We start from the raw sequence: 15,417 nt of genomic DNA, 5'->3' as shown, positions 1-15,417 counted from the left end.
GGCGAATTGAAAGATGGCTGGAGCAAAAGAAATACGTTCAAAAATTTCGAGTATTAATAAAACTCGAAAAATTACTCGAGCTATGGAAATGGTGGCTGCAAGCAAAATGCGCAAAACGCAAGAAAGGATGCGCGCTTCTAAACCTTATGCGAATAAAATCTATGAAGTCATAAAGCATATTGCTCGAGCTGCATCTGAGTACAGACACCCATTTATGAGTGAGCGCGAAATTAAGCGTATAGGTATCATTGTCGTTACCACAGACAGAGGTCTTTGTGGTGGTTTAAACTCGAATCTATTTCGCGAAACAATTCGGACTATTCGTAGTTGGCAAGAGCAGGGCAAGGAAGTAGATATTGCTGTTATCGGCAGAAAAGGCCAGGCTTTTTTCAGACGTGTCGGTGGTAACATATTAGGTTCCATAGATCACCTCGGTGATACACCGAGCATCAATGATTTTATTGGTGTTGTAAAAATAATGCTTGATGCTTATTACAATGGCACCATTGATTCTTTGCACATTGTTTATAATGAATTCATTAACACAATGACACAAAAACCTTTTGTAAAACAATTATTGCCGTTACCAAAATCAGAAGAAGATAAAAAAACATTGGGTCATCATTGGGACTATATTTACGAGCCCGAAGCTAAAGAATTATTAGATGAAATTTTAGAGCGATATATTGAATTACAAGTGTATCAAGCTGTTGTAGAAAACATTGCCTGTGAACAAGCTGCAAAGATGATTGCAATGAAAAGTGCAACGGATAATGCTGGTGATTTGATTAAAGAATTTCAATTGGCTTATAACAAAGCCCGACAAGCAGCCATTACTCAAGAGTTGGCAGAAATTGTCGGTGGCGCAGCCGCTTTATAAAGAGGGTATATAATGAGCTTAGGAACTGTGGTAGAAGTAATTGGTGCGGTAGTTGACGTAGAATTTCCTCGTGATAGCGTGCCTAAAGTCAATGATGCGTTAAAGCTTGTGGATAGCGATCTGGTTTTTGAAGTGCAGCAACAACTCGGAGATGGAGTTGTGCGTACTATTGCCATGGGAACAACCGATGGTTTAAAGCGAGGGTTAAAAGCCGAAAACACAGGCCATCCTATTCAAGTGCCAGTAGGTAAGAAAACATTAGGACGCATTATGGATGTTCTTGGACGTCCGGTGGATGATGCTGGGCCTATCGATGCAGAGGAAACTTGGGCTATTCATCGTAAAGCACCAAGTTATGAAGAGCAAGCCGGCAGCCAGGAATTATTAGAAACTGGTATTAAAGTAATTGATTTGCTTTGTCCTTTTGCCAAAGGAGGTAAAGTAGGTCTATTCGGTGGTGCCGGTGTAGGTAAAACCGTTAACATGATGGAATTAATTCGCAACATTGCAATTGAGCATAGTGGTTACTCAGTGTTTGCAGGGGTTGGTGAGCGTACCCGTGAAGGAAACGACTTCTATCATGAGATGAAAGACTCTAATGTATTGGATAAAGTATCACTTGTTTATGGCCAGATGAATGAGCCACCAGGAAACCGTTTGCGTGTTGCTCTAACTGGCTTGACCATGGCTGAAAAATTCCGAGATGAAGGGCGAGATGTTCTTTTGTTTATCGATAACATTTATCGTTATACCTTGGCCGGGGTTGAAGTATCTGCGTTGCTAGGCCGTATGCCTTCCGCAGTAGGATATCAGCCGACATTAGCGGAAGAAATGGGTATGCTGCAGGAGCGTATCACCTCCACAAAAACAGGTTCTATTACTTCTATACAAGCAGTTTATGTGCCTGCAGATGACTTGACTGACCCATCGCCAGCTACAACTTTTGCTCATTTGGATGCCACTGTAGTATTGTCACGTCAAATTGCCGAATTAGGTATTTATCCTGCGGTTGATCCACTTGATTCCACATCACGTCAGCTGGATCCTTTGATTGTAGGCCAAGAGCATTACGACACCGCACGTCGTGTACAGCAAACTTTGCAACGATATAAAGAATTAAAGGATATTATTGCAATTTTAGGTATGGACGAACTGTCTGAGGAAGACAAACGAGTTGTAACTCGAGCTCGTAAAATCCAAAGATTCTTATCTCAACCATTTTTCGTTGCAGAAGTGTTTACCGGTTCTCCTGGTAAATACGTATCACTGAAAGATACTATCAAAGGTTTCCAAGGCATTCTTGCTGGTGAATATGATGATTTGCCTGAACAAGCATTTTATATGGTTGGAAGCATCGAGGAAGCTGTTGCAAAAGCTAAAACCCTATGAGGCAAGATAATATGAGTATTACAACGCACTTGGATATTGTTAGTGCAGAGCATGAAATTTTCTCTGGTGTGGTGGAAATGGTAGTTGCAACCGGAGAATTGGGTGAAATTGGAATTACTCCTGGCCATGCTCCATTACTAACCGTACTAAGGCCAGGTGAGGTTAGGATTACTTTGCAAGGTGGTGCACAGGAAATATACTACGTGCAGGGTGGAATGCTGGAAGTTCAGCCTCATTGTGTAACAATTCTTGCTGACGTGGCAGAGCGAGCTGAACATCTGGATGAAGCTGCTGCTTTGGCAGCTAAAGCTAAAGCTGAAGCTGCTATAGCCAGTAAAGGAGGTGATATTGATTACTCCGTTGCTGCAGCAGAATTAGCCAGAGCTGTTGCTCAAATACGAGCGATTCAAAAGACCAGGAAAAAGATGAAGTAAGAGTTACAAGCCTGTTGAAACTGCTTTGCTATGAATAATTTATACTCTTCCGCAAAATGGGTTTCTTCCTGATAGAAGAAACCCATGCTCTACTCTGTTAGTAAATGTAATTTTGTTGCAGTAACCTTCTGTGCAATTCATCAAGAAAATAGTGTGATAACTCTGATCCCCTGTATCCCTCTATTATTTTGTAAAATTCCAGTAATCTGAGAGTGGCCTACACATGGTATCCAGTGTGTACATCACTGTTATAGTTGAAAAGCAACATCAGCTAGAATTGGTGATTAAAAAAATCACGTGACTACAACTGAAATTTGAAAATTTATTCATAATGCAGAGATCAGCCCATGGTTTATAAAAAATTCTTCGCAATTAACAACAAGTTATCTTATTTATTCTATTATCATTCACATAGTTATCCACAGGATACAAAGATATATAACGAAAATTAATTAATAAATATCTATAAAAATCAATAAGTTAATTTTTTTCTATAAAGATGAAGTAAATGGGATGTAAAGTTATACACAGATAAACGATGATTATAATTCTAACAGCATGAATATTCTGTTAAAATTGTTTTGCATTGTCTTATATGATTCACTACGATGATGGATAGCAATTAATACATGAAGAAAATACCCAATATGAATGAAGTGACTGAAAGAAAACCACTTACTGAGTTTACAGAAAAAGCTTATCTTGATTACTCAATGTATGTCATTTTGGACAGAGCATTACCGAGCATCGCAGATGGACTTAAGCCTGTTCAGCGTAGAATCGTTTATGCTATGTCTGAGTTGGGTCTGAAAGCTACAGCAAAATATAAAAAATCAGCACGAACAGTAGGGGATGTTCTTGGTAAATTCCATCCTCATGGTGATAGCGCATGCTATGAAGCTATGGTCTTAATGGCTCAGCCTTTTTCATATCGTTATCCTTTTGTGGATGGACAGGGAAATTGGGGCTCCCCGGACGATCCCAAATCATTCGCTGCAATGAGGTATACAGAAGCAAGATTATCTCTTTATGCCGATGTGTTACTTGGGGAATTGCTACAAGGGACAGTGGATTGGGTAGATAATTTTGATGGTACTTTGCAAGAGCCAGCCCTACTGCCAGCTCGTTTGCCTAATATTTTATTGAATGGTGCAACTGGCATAGCTGTAGGTATGGCTTCAGATATTCTTCCACACAATTTAACTGAAGTAGCTAATGCGTGTATTCATCTGCTGGATAACCCCGAAGCTGATATTAAGGCTATTTGTGAATATATTAAAGGTCCTGATTTCCCAACAGAAGCAGAAATTATTAGTCCAAGTGAAACAATCAGGACTATGTATGAGTCCGGTAATGGCTCAATTAAAATGCGAGCGATTTATATTCAAGAAAAAGAAAACATCGTTATAACCGCTTTGCCTTATCAGGTATCCGGAGCCAGGGTAATGGAGCAAATCGCGCTGCAGATGCAACAGAAAAAATTACCGATGGTTGAAGATTTACGTGATGAATCTGATCACGAGCATCCAACCCGTTTGGTTATTATCCCCCGCTCTAATCGAGTAGATATAGAAAGTTTAATGTCTCATTTATTTGCTACCACGGATTTAGAACGTAGCTATCGAGTTAACTTTAATATGATTGGGCTTGATGGTAAGCCAAGGGTTAAGGGGTTGTTAACTATTTTGACTGAATGGTTGGATTTTAGACTTTCCACGGTAAAAAGGCGCCTTCAGTTCAGATTAGAGAAGGTATTGGAGCGTATTCATATTCTTGAAGGATTGCTTATTGCCTATCTTAATATAGATGAAGTCATAGCAATCATTAGAGAGCATGAGCAGCCAAAACAAGGATTAATTTCACGATTTAACTTAACCGAACGACAAGCCGAAGCAATATTGGAAATGAAACTGCGTCATTTAGCCAAACTGGAAGAGATCAAATTGCGCGGTGAACTAGATGACCTGTCTGATGAACGTGATACTTTACAAAAAATACTGGCCAGCCATTCTCTCTTAAAAGAATTGGTAAAAGAAGAGATAATGAAAGATCGAGATGAATTTGGTGATTCACGCCGTTCTCCCATTATTGCAAGGGAAGACTCTCAGGCATTAAAGGAAGAGGATATTTTACCTAATGAGTCTATTACGGTTGTATTGTCTAAAAATGGATGGGTTAGAGCTGCGAAGGGTCATGATGTGGATGGCAAAGAGCTCAGCTATAAAGCTGGGGATGAATTCAAAGCCCAAACATTTGCTCGCACTAATCAGCAAGTTTTATTTTTTGATGGAGAGGGAAAGGTTTATTCACTTCCAGGACATGCATTGCCCTCGGCACGTGGCCAAGGTGAGCCTTTGACTGGAAAATTAAATCCTGCTGAAGGAGTATTATTTGAAGCAATTGTTGGCGGAGAGCCTGAACAAAAAGTATTACTAGCTACCGATTCCGGATACGGCTTTATCGCTAAAATTGAAGATTTATATGTAAAAAATCGTAATGGAAAGGCATGTATCAAATTAAGTGAAAACAGTCGTATATTACCGCCAAGGCTAATACCAAACAGAGAGCAATTATTTGTGGCTTGTGCGACTAATGTAGGGCGTTTACTGATTTTTTCTCTTGAGGAGTTGCCCGAATTATCTCGTGGAAAAGGGAACAAATTGATCAGTATTCCTGCTGCTAAAGCGGTCTCACGAGAAGAATATATAGTTGATATGCAAGTTTTAACAACGAATGATTCGCTGACGGTTCATGCGGGTAAGCGGCATTTTACTCTGAAAGGTGAGGACTTGACTCACTATAAAGGTGAAAGGGGTCGGAGAGGAAACCGGTTACCGAGAGGTTTACAAAATGTTACTCAATTGCATGTTATTCAATCAGAGTAACATGGCGGTTAGTGGCTTTATGTTTCCCGTGAAACACCTTTAAGTGATAACTTAAAATCAAACAGAATAACGCACAGAGTTAGCTTAGAGTTAATTGAATGCAACGTTATTCTTTCTCAAGAGTTTTTCTTAAGGTTTCTTTTCTATCTAATGATAAATCTAACAAAGGCAGGGTGGCTAGCGCCATGTTTTTATATAAGCTCTTGATTTCACTATTATCTATTCCTTCAAGATGCAAGGAAATGGTTTGCATATCTCCTCTTGCCAAAGGACCTGTTAAAGCACTTATTATGCTATCTGCTTGATTCAAGTTAACAATATTACTGCGCATGAGATCACATATCATTTTTCTTGATTGCGCTTGTTGTATTCCCGCTTGTAAAAGTAACTTTTCACTATATGAAGCTAAGGTCACCAAATAATTAGAAGCAATCGTTGCCGCAGCATGATAAATTGCCTTCATTTCAGGTTGAATTGTGATAATGCTGGCTTCCAGTTTCTCAAAAGCAGACCTAAGCCAACGACACGCCTTATAATCCCCCTCTATTACGCAATGGACTTGTTTAAACGCATTGGAGTCTAATGAATTAGCTCGGAATGCTTTCAAGGGATGCACACTTGCAATATAACAGCCCTGTTTTTTCAGAGGAAGAAGCACGCTTGAATTAAGAGCTCCACTGCAGTGAATTACCAGGCTACCTTTTTTTAATATCTGAATATCGTCCAATATCGATACTACGTCCGAAATGGAGTCGTCTCTGCAGGTTATCCATGTAATATCTGCTTTGGAAAGGTCAGCTATTTTACCTACTGCATTGCCAAATCCGATTTGGTCACAGGCTATCCTGGCGCTTGCTAAATTTGAGTTACAAATAGAATTTAAAGAGGCAATCTGATTAACAGACATTGCTATGCCTAAATTTTTACCCAGACGCCCAGCACCAATAATATTGAAATTCATAGTGAAACCAATGTCTGACCCAGCTCGTTTTCTTATTATAATGAAAATTAATTTATTGTCTTGCTAAATTATCAGTCTGAATTGATCGGATATTATCAGAATCAGAGAAATCGTTTGAAATGAAAAGTTGAGTATAAATTGTTATTCTAGATATAAAAAAATGAAATTTTATCGTAATTTGTGTCTTCTGATTGTTTTTTTCTCGAATTTGTAGCAGGATGAAGTTTTGACAAAAAATCAGGATGATATTATGAAAAAACGGATTGTTTTATTATTTGTCATTTCAATAGTTGTTTCCTCTGTAAACGCTGCAACTCAAGCGATCGTATGGGGTGAATCAACGAAAGCATTACCGCAATTTATGCAAGCCCATCCTTTTAAGAAACAAGGATTATTGCAAACTGCAAAGGGGCAGCAAAGTGATTATAAACTGGAGTTACAAAATAATTCTGACAGCTCGACCAGGCATGCTCGTTATCAAATAACCTACAAGGGGATTCCGGTTTGGGGTTATCAGGTCATTTTCCATTCAAAAGATGGTGCCAAAGAAACTGTAACAGGTATGAATATTACAGGAATAGAACAGGATATTCATTCTATTGATGGAAAATTGAGCCCGAATGATATAGAACAAAAAATTCTTGGAAAGATAACTGATCCGGTTAAATTTAAAAACATTAAAAAAGTTATATATATAGATAAAGGAAATAAAGCTCATTTGGCCTATCATTTGTCTTACTATTCCAATAGTGAAAAAAAATTTGTCAATGCGCCTAATTATCTTATTGATGCCAATAGCGGTGAGATTTTGAAGCAATGGGATGAGGTGCGTCATGAAAGAATTGGCCAGGGATTAGGTGGTAATGCTTTTCCTCTCCCTTATCGTCAGGGAATGTTTCAGCATGGTAATGCCTTGCCTGGGCTCCCCTCTTTAGGGAGGTTTGATGTTCATGTTAAAGATGGCTTCTGTCGTGTTGAAAATGAATCCATAAAAGTAATGAATTTGGAAAATAATAATATAGGATATGAGTTCTTCCCAATTACCACATTTACAGAATCTGTACTGAATTTAAGTGCTTTTTCCTATCCATGCGATGAAACCAATTTGTTTTTAAACTACGCTGATGGCAGAACCGGTCCTGTTAATTATGCTTTTTCTCCAGTCAACGATACAATGTATTTTGCCCAACAAACGTTAGACATGTACCAAAAAGTTTATGGTGTTAATCGTCCAATAGGTGATGATTTGCCTATACGAGCTTACACGCATCTCGGTGATATGGATAACGCTTTTGCAGTACCAACCATCAGTCTTGATGGGGTAGTTCTGGCACATCAGCAAATTGTAATTGGTAATGGCGATGAATTTTTAACAGCCCCTGCCCAGAGCGTATTGGGGCACGAACTATCACACAATTTTACTGCCTTGCATTCCGGATTGATGTATGAAGGGCAATCTGGGGGTATCAATGAATCTTTCTCTGATATGGCGGCAATGGCATTGTTAGATTATCTTCGTAAAGATTATCCATGGTATTGGGATGGTGAAGATTGGACCATTGGACGTGAAGCTGTGAAAAGTGGACAACCTATTCGCTATTTGGATGATCCGGCCAAGGATGGAATGTCTATAGGACACGCCAGTGAATATAAGGATGCGTTAGATGTGCATATAACGAGCGGAGTATTTAATAAAGCATTTTATTTATTAGCACATAAACCAGGCTGGTCTATACAAAAAGCCTTTCAGGTCATGGTTGATGCCAATATGAATTATTGGTCTCCTATTGCATACTATGATTTTGCTGCATGTGGTGTCATTCAAGCAGCCATTGATAAGCATTGGGATAAAACACCTGTTATCGAGGCATTTGCCGAGGTGGGGGTAGTTTGTCCGATGCATAAAGGCTAGTTTTAAAGTTGCTTGGCTTCAATAGTGCAGGTTATTTGAAACTGCGAGAATTGCTAGGGAAGATTGATGTTTTTCTATTCAAGAACTTTGGCTAGGCAAGGCAATTGTTCCAAGTATTGAGAGCTTGCTGCTGTACTCTAAAGGACAAAGCTCAGTTCAACAAAGGGCTGGGCTGGAGCTATTAGAGGATAGCTACCAATGGATCAGCCGTATTCGAGTCAAGGTGTTTTAACGTTGTGTAAGTTATTCTTAAAAAACAGAGATCGAATAAAACTCAATTTATTTTTAAAAAAAATCCCCATTTGCCGCAAAATTGGTTATAATATTTACATTTTGTAGTTTTGATAATATTTGTGTATCGTTCAAAATAACCAAATTTTGATCCAAAAAATAATCTTATTACCCTATCTCAATTAAATAGGGTTAATTAGTAAATGAACAAGAGGTTAACTTCCAATGAGTATCACAGCACAGGAGTTGGTAAAACAATACAAACTTCGTTTGACTCCCGCAATGGAAAAAGATTTATTGTCGGAAGAAAGCAGATTAAAGAAGGAGCTTGAAGCAGTTCCTTTTAACTCTGAGGAAAATCTGTATAAAAGTATTTTGCAAATGATTATTGTATTTTATGAAGAAAATACTTTGGAAGAAAATCGTTATTTATTGCAAGATCATGAGTTAATAAAGCAATTAAGCGCATTGATGTGGGATGATATCCAAATCAAATTAATTCCTTTTCTAATACAGAAAAATTTCACTTTAAGTGAGATGAAAGAGCTCTTATTTGATGAAGCGTATTATCGCTCACTTCATGCCCTCGTCGATTTTGGCCTAACTCAAGATATCCCTGAATTATTAGCCCACCAGGAAAAGAGAGAGCAACTAAAATTCATTAATACTTTAGCAAATGATCATTGCAGAAAATTATGTCTTATATTTTGGGTCAAGGGGAGTTTATCGATTAAAGAAATACAAGACATTGTTCATGCTACCAGCCATTACCCAATGCTGGCTGAAACCTTGATAGCATTAGATAAAACAAAAACCATTTCTATAAAACAGCTAAAAAAACTGGCTCTGGATCCCAAAAAACACCAGCAGGAATCCATTTTATATCATTACTCCGAACAATTTAAAGCCTATAATTTGCGTAAATCTGATTTATCCCAATTGAATTTGGATGACCTGGATGCATTAGGGAAATCCTTTAAAGTCTTGAAAGAAGCAGGGGTTGCCAATGATTATGCTTATCGTTTGGCACTAAAAAACAATAAAACAGGACAATTGCTACGCTTGTTTTTGCCAGGGCTCGCTAAAATCGAATCGCTCTCTCATAGAAAAGCTTTAATTGAACTTTTATATGTAGGAGCTCAAAAAGGAGTTGTTACCCAGGGAAAGGCACTTTTACAAATTAAAGACACCAATTTACTGGCTTTGGCAAGGAGGTTGCGTGAACGATTTATTTGTGTTCAGCAGATGCAAGACCTTGGGTTTAAGAAAGAAATCATTGCATTTACAGGCGAAGAAAACAATATCAATTCCAGCCGTTTTAGGTATGTCATTATGAGAGTGGAGGAAAAATGTAAGGACATACATGAACGATTACGAAAATCATCTCTTGATAAAGATAAAGTTGGAAATTGGCAGCGTGCTGATGAAAAATACAGGCAAACACTTTACAGCATTGCTTATGATGGCATAACAAAATCAGGTGTCGACCTGCACATTAAGATGAAAAGTGCGGAAAAGGAAATATTAAGTATTGTTGACCCTGAAATAAAGTCAATCATACATAAAGTTTTAGTTGTTATAGCTAATATTATCATTACAGCACTGACCTTGGGTTTTGCTAATGATTTAAAGGAAAGCGCTACTGGCAATTATTGGTTTTTTAACCAAAGTCCATCTGGAGAAGTCATAAGAACCTTAAATAAAGAGGTGTTAACTGCCATTGATTCTCCGGAGTTAATTACAATTTCGCCCTAATCATAGAGCTTCTGTCAACAAACCTTGATTGCCTTGGGCAATATAAGATAATTCTGAATGCTTAATTGAAGCGATGATTTGGATGTCATCATTCTGTCCAAAAATAAGGCAAATTTTCATTTGTAACTCATTGTGTGTGCAAGATGTGTAGTCTGTTTCTAGTCAAGTGTTATTTTGTATGAAAATTATACTTGAACTTCTTGACTATTTCTGATTAATATGGGGCATAGGATGGATTGATCTGATTTAAAGGATTTGATATATGGGTTTGCCCAAAAAAGCACTGAAAGAGAGCCAATTGCAGTTCCTAACAGCAGGGACTGCCGTTTCGGATAGCTCTCATCAAACATACAAGGTCAGTTTTATTGAAAATGGCGTTATTAAAAATGCCTTTTATAAAAAACTGGACCCTAAAAATCATTATCCGGAACTTTTAGCGAAAATAAGTGTCGCTGTCTCTTTATTTAAAAGAATTTTTCAGGGAAAAAGAACGGCAGAGGAACGTCTTGTATTTGACGATGAAGATAGGCTGGTAGGTACTTTATCTATCAGTGTTGACGGATTTAAGGGATTTAATTTCTCAGATGAATCAGTGCCTCAAGAACCTTCCGCCAAAGAACAAGTGATTCCCAGCACAAGAACCTTAATTGAAAAAAATTTCATGGAAATCCTTCTGGGAAGGTGGTTTCTAGATGATGATGACGGTCACCCGCATAATATGAGCTTGGCCGGGGACATCGATTTTGATATGTTTTTATATTGGTTCACCATCTACATGAAAGAGCCGAGGCCAGTCATAGGCATACCTAAAAAAAGAGTTAATTTGACTGTGCGTGATTGGGAAGGATTTCCTAATGTAAAAGACTCAAAACCCTATCATTGGCCTACCTATAAACATCCGGGACAGGAAACCTTGCCAACGGTTTTGCCTGTACAAGAAAAACTGGTTAAGTTAGTTATTCCCAAAATGTACCCGGATCCTGGCCAATTTGAACAACTTGCGCATGAATCGGTGGCTCAGGAACAAAAATTTGCTGCGGCGTTGAAAATACTTTTAACGTATCAACCGGAAATGATAAGAAAACGGTTGACAGAACTTTTTGGCGAGATGACGCTAAACTATACTTCTTTGGATGAAACGGATGTTGCCCTGCGTAGTCAGTATGAGAAAGAATTTCCACATTTATGTAATGAACACACCAATATAAAACCATTCGTCGATTTCATAATGAATTTATATCAAATGCATTATGATAATTTATATCGGGTGGTTGTTTTTTATATGGGTTGTGAGAATAATGGTTATGGTGTTCCTTTGCCTTCCACTTGTTCTGCACTCTACCACAAACCCTCGATTTATAAAGATATTGTCGAATGGGCAAAAACTCAGAATGTCACTATCTTTAGCAAGGACGACAGCAGCATCAAATTTGATGAGGACGAGTTGCGAAGAAGATACCATCAAGTGTGGCGAGACGCTTATGCGCCTACGTTCAGAGATCTGTTGCATGACTCTTATAGCCTGACCAATAAACTATTACAGCAAGTTTCTACATTTCACGTTGTTCTGAATGAAGTAGAAGGCAAAAAGCCAACTGATGATACCTTAACCAATGCCTGGGAATTGTTTGGCACGATGCCTGAATTATCACTCGATAAAATTACTCCATTAATTAGTGTAGATAAAGACAGCAAACTAAGGGCAGCGTTAATATTGCTCGTTGAATTTACAACTCAATTTCATGCAGTAGCCAAGACTTATTATCAGAAAGACAGAAAGGACTTAACCGAGGAAGACAATCTTGAGTTTTCCGAGCAATTGGTGCAATTGTATACGAGTTATAACTTGAAAATTCGTCAAAGTTTAGCTCATACAAGCACTCTTGCCAGTGAGTTTAACCGCATAGCGGTTGGTTTAAAACAATACACAGAGCGAGCCAATTTCCAATTGCATTTAGTTGCTACAGATGAGCAAATGAAGGAGGCAACTGTAGCCACGACTCCCAAAGAAATATTGCCGCATACGCATTGCGATGTCATCAGGCAGTTTAATGATTCTTTATTCCTGTGGGCAAAAAACCTAAGCCCAGAAGATTTAACTCATCATATCTCTGAAATAATTGATAAGCATTATGCTCCAACTATAGAACTGTTATCAAAGCGGCACAGGGCACAACCTGTTAAAGAGTATTTACAAGCCAGCGTAAATGAAAGCGGTGAAAACCGGTTGGCTTACATTTTAAGCGCAGGAGAAGGGGATACAGGCGCTTTAAATACTTTGCTTATTCAACACCTCACTCCTTATATGTTACAAACCTATCCTTTATTGAGTATTCGTAATGCAGTTAAAGAAGGTAATTTTGATAAGGATTTAGAAATTTTTACCAAAGCGGCTGTAGATTTTGCCAAACATGACAGACGTTTTATTCATTTATACAATGCTGAGGGTAAATCTCTATTTTACAAAACGATGTATGAATGGATTGACGCACTCCCCTCAACCAAGTTTAAAGGGTTGCTTGAGTCTGCCATAAAAGAATATGAAGCTAAATTATGGTGGTCCACATCAAGGAGAGGTGAGGTAGAAGGTTATTGTACGAAATTCTCACAAGCGAAAAGTATTGCTATGACTTTTTTAAATGGGAAAGATTCTTCCTCTTTGAATGATATTTTATTCGATAAAATCATCGCGGCCATACAAAAAGACATAAACAAAAACAAAGAAAAATTAAAGATACCGGGATTCAGGCTATTTAATTGCTATAATGCCAAAGAACATAGGGCTGATTATTTTAAAGAAGTCAAAAATTACGCGGAACCTATATCTCATAGGCAAGAAACTACTTTGAATTCAAATGTTACGAGCCTGGTGGTTTAAATTTTCTCTGGCAAGGAAATTAACTCGTCTTATTGTGACAATACAATAAGCTTTAGGTTATTATTCTCTTTTTTTAGTTTTGAGTAAAAAGTATGTTTCGTGATGTACTGAAGACATTACCCCAATACCTTATTCCGAAACACGGTATTACTGCTTTGGCAGGGTATTTTGCTGACGTTAAGAGCCCTTGTTTCAAGAATTTCTTAATTCGAAGCTTTATTCATAAGTTTGATGTAGATATGAGTGAGGCACTTATCGAAGATCCTAAATCTTATGACAGCTTTAATGATTTCTTTATTCGTCATTTAAAGCCGGAATGCCGTCCTCTTTCCCAGTCAGATATCATTTGCCCAGTAGATGGTTGTATCAGCGAAATAGGCACGATTGAACGAGGACAGTTATTGCAGGCTAAAGGTAAATATTATTCTGTACAAGAGCTTTTAGCCTGTGATGCGCAATTGGCCGAACAATTTGTACAAGGCCAATTCGCAACTCTATACTTATCGCCGAAAGATTACCACAGGGTACATATGCCAATAGATGCGGAGCTCGTTTCAATGACTTATATTCCCGGTGCTTTGTTTTCTGTTCAGCCAGCGACTACACGTATTGTTCCCAAATTGTTTGCGAGAAATGAAAGGCTTGCCATTTTTTTTAAAACGAAAATTGGCCCGATGGTCATGGTGATGGTTGGGGCTACTATTGTGGGCGCAATTGGAACCAGTTGGCATGGTGATGTCAAAAGATCAAAAAAAATGGAACGTTTTGATTATAGTGAGCAGCTTCCGGTCGAGGTTATATCTCAGGGAAGTGAAATGGGTTATTTTAAATTGGGATCTACGGTCATTTTATTGTTTGCAAACGGTGAAAAAATGCAATGGGATAAAGAATTATTGGCTGGTAGTAAGGTTCAGTTGGGTAAACCAATGGCAATCATTACTTAATTAATGGTACCGAGAAGAGGACTCGAACCTCCACGGGGTTGCCCCCACTAGCACCTGAAGCTAGCGTGTCTACCAATTCCACCACCTCGGCATAGGGCGTTAAGTTACGCAAATTATAGTGTTCTGTCAATACACCTCTTGCGCGAAATCAAAAAAGTATAAATTACTCGAGATTTATTGCTGTGAATAAGGAAAGCCGGCTTTTAATATTCTTTCTCGCACTCCTTGCCATTCACTCGTGTTAGGCGGTAGTTCGATAGCTATACAAATGGCATCAGATGTATCAGCTAATCTTAGTTGATAATACAAGTCATAGGCCGATTTTTCAGGATGTATTCCCAGTGGATGAAAGAGGTTAATCTCGACACCAGGGGGCTGTCTATTTGCTATGACATAAACAATCCCTTTGCGTTTCTGGCAAAATTCGGAAAGGGTTTCATATTGGTCAAAATAATATAAAGTTTTTTGTGGTTGGTAATGGCTATCCAATTTACCAGGGACGCGAATATCGTTTTTTTGGGTCGAGCAACCTATGGCAATTGTTTCAGCAATCGTTTTTTCATCTATTATTCCATGACGTAAAATTTGATAAGAATCAGGATTTGTAGCATCTACAATGGTTGATTCAATTCCCACACGACAGCGTCCACCGTCCAGGATAGTTAACTCGGCATCATTAAATGATTGTTTAACGTGCAAAGCGGTTGTCGGGCTAATTTTTCCAAAAGGATTGGCAGAGGGGGCCACCACAGGAATATTTAACTTTTGTAACAATTTTTGTGTTAAGGGATGATCTGGGCACCTTATCGCTATGGTCGATTGACCACCAGTAATGAGAGGATTGATTTGATCTTTTTTACAATGGAATACCAGGGTTAATGGTCCAGGCCAAAATTTGTCAACTAACTGACGTGCATACTCAGGCACCTCTTCCACGAGATCACGCAGATCCCAATTGGAAGCAATATGCACAATCAGAGGATGATTTAAAGGCCTGTTTTTCATTTCAAACACGGCTCTAATGGCGGCATTATTGTTTATTGGCGCTGCCAATCCGTAAACCGTTTCGGTTGGTATAGCCACTGGTTTTCCTTGCTGTAAATCATGAATTGCCCGATTGAGATTGGTAGTAATTATGGACATATAAG

At 38.4% G+C, this 15,417-nt stretch carries 10 protein-coding genes and 1 tRNA gene; 8 read left to right on the top strand and 3 right to left on the bottom strand.

Annotation, left to right across the window (positions count from 1 at the left end; all coding sequences use genetic code 11):
• Positions 1-13 precede the first annotated feature (13 nt).
• The 4 genes from atpG (at position 14) to parC (ending at position 5,588) form a co-directional block, all read left to right on the top strand.
• Positions 14-880 carry a F0F1 ATP synthase subunit gamma gene (atpG, locus tag OQJ02_RS14960; RefSeq protein WP_265719755.1) on the top strand — a complete coding sequence of 289 codons (867 nt, stop codon included), beginning with the start codon at positions 14-16 and terminating at the stop codon, positions 878-880.
• Between the two features lie 12 nt (positions 881-892).
• Positions 893-2,269 (top strand): F0F1 ATP synthase subunit beta, encoded by a 1,377-nt coding sequence (atpD, locus tag OQJ02_RS14955; RefSeq protein WP_010948666.1) that lies wholly within the window; start codon positions 893-895, stop codon positions 2,267-2,269.
• Positions 2,270-2,280: 11 nt separating this feature from the next.
• The gene (locus OQJ02_RS14950; RefSeq protein ID WP_265719754.1) at positions 2,281-2,703 is read left to right on the top strand and encodes a F0F1 ATP synthase subunit epsilon; all 423 of its coding nucleotides are present in this window, start codon (positions 2,281-2,283) and stop codon (positions 2,701-2,703) included.
• Between the two features lie 629 nt (positions 2,704-3,332).
• Positions 3,333-5,588: a DNA topoisomerase IV subunit A gene (gene parC / locus OQJ02_RS14945; RefSeq protein WP_265719753.1), complete on the top strand. Its 2,256-nt coding sequence runs from the start codon at positions 3,333-3,335 to the stop codon at positions 5,586-5,588.
• Between the two features lie 106 nt (positions 5,589-5,694).
• Here parC and OQJ02_RS14940 read toward each other — a convergent pair whose 3' ends face one another.
• Positions 5,695-6,549, bottom strand: a complete 855-nt coding sequence (locus OQJ02_RS14940) for a Rossmann-like and DUF2520 domain-containing protein (protein ID WP_265719752.1) — start codon at positions 6,547-6,549, stop codon at positions 5,695-5,697.
• A 250-nt stretch (positions 6,550-6,799) separates the two neighbouring features.
• Between OQJ02_RS14940 and OQJ02_RS14935 the strand changes: the two genes are divergently transcribed.
• The 4 genes from OQJ02_RS14935 to asd all read left to right on the top strand — a co-directional run bounded on the left by OQJ02_RS14935 (position 6,800) and on the right by asd (position 14,269).
• On the top strand, positions 6,800-8,461 hold the full coding sequence (locus OQJ02_RS14935; RefSeq protein WP_265719751.1) for a M4 family metallopeptidase: 1,662 nt from the start codon (positions 6,800-6,802) through the stop codon (positions 8,459-8,461).
• A gap of 456 nt (positions 8,462-8,917) precedes the next feature.
• Positions 8,918-10,447: a hypothetical protein gene (locus OQJ02_RS14930; RefSeq protein ID WP_265719750.1), complete on the top strand. Its 1,530-nt coding sequence runs from the start codon at positions 8,918-8,920 to the stop codon at positions 10,445-10,447.
• Positions 10,448-10,709: 262 nt separating this feature from the next.
• Positions 10,710-13,325: a lpg2975 family Dot/Icm T4SS effector gene (locus OQJ02_RS14925; RefSeq protein WP_265719749.1), complete on the top strand. Its 2,616-nt coding sequence runs from the start codon at positions 10,710-10,712 to the stop codon at positions 13,323-13,325.
• Positions 13,326-13,417: 92 nt separating this feature from the next.
• On the top strand, positions 13,418-14,269 hold the full coding sequence (asd, locus tag OQJ02_RS14920; protein ID WP_265719748.1) for an archaetidylserine decarboxylase: 852 nt from the start codon (positions 13,418-13,420) through the stop codon (positions 14,267-14,269).
• Positions 14,270-14,273: 4 nt separating this feature from the next.
• On the opposite strand, the gene OQJ02_RS14915 is transcribed toward asd, so the two are convergent.
• Positions 14,274-14,360, bottom strand: a tRNA-Leu gene (locus OQJ02_RS14915).
• Positions 14,361-14,443: 83 nt separating this feature from the next.
• Positions 14,444-15,412 carry an L-threonylcarbamoyladenylate synthase gene (locus OQJ02_RS14910; RefSeq protein WP_265719747.1) on the bottom strand — a complete coding sequence of 323 codons (969 nt, stop codon included), beginning with the start codon at positions 15,410-15,412 and terminating at the stop codon, positions 14,444-14,446.
• Between the last annotated feature and the right edge of the window lie 5 nt (positions 15,413-15,417).

Source organism: Legionella sp. PATHC032 (assembly GCF_026191185.1).
GTDB lineage: Bacteria > Pseudomonadota > Gammaproteobacteria > Legionellales > Legionellaceae > Legionella.
The sequence above is the reverse complement of the archived record's forward strand: the minus strand, read 5'-3'. Positions and strand labels throughout refer to the sequence as shown.

Excerpts from the sequence above, each read along its gene's own strand:
- atpG (WP_265719755.1), top strand. The coding sequence starts at position 14 with ATGGCTGGAGCAAAAGAAATACGTTCAAAAATTTCGAGTATTAATAAA.
- atpD (WP_010948666.1), top strand. The coding sequence starts at position 893 with ATGAGCTTAGGAACTGTGGTAGAAGTAATTGGTGCGGTAGTTGACGTA.
- OQJ02_RS14950 (WP_265719754.1), top strand. The coding sequence starts at position 2,281 with ATGAGTATTACAACGCACTTGGATATTGTTAGTGCAGAGCATGAAATT.
- parC (WP_265719753.1), top strand. The coding sequence starts at position 3,333 with ATGAAGAAAATACCCAATATGAATGAAGTGACTGAAAGAAAACCACTT.
- OQJ02_RS14940 (WP_265719752.1), bottom strand. The coding sequence starts at position 6,549 with ATGAATTTCAATATTATTGGTGCTGGGCGTCTGGGTAAAAATTTAGGC.
- OQJ02_RS14935 (WP_265719751.1), top strand. The coding sequence starts at position 6,800 with ATGAAAAAACGGATTGTTTTATTATTTGTCATTTCAATAGTTGTTTCC.
- OQJ02_RS14930 (WP_265719750.1), top strand. The coding sequence starts at position 8,918 with ATGAGTATCACAGCACAGGAGTTGGTAAAACAATACAAACTTCGTTTG.
- OQJ02_RS14925 (WP_265719749.1), top strand. The coding sequence starts at position 10,710 with ATGGGTTTGCCCAAAAAAGCACTGAAAGAGAGCCAATTGCAGTTCCTA.
- asd (WP_265719748.1), top strand. The coding sequence starts at position 13,418 with ATGTTTCGTGATGTACTGAAGACATTACCCCAATACCTTATTCCGAAA.
- OQJ02_RS14910 (WP_265719747.1), bottom strand. The coding sequence starts at position 15,412 with ATGTCCATAATTACTACCAATCTCAATCGGGCAATTCATGATTTACAG.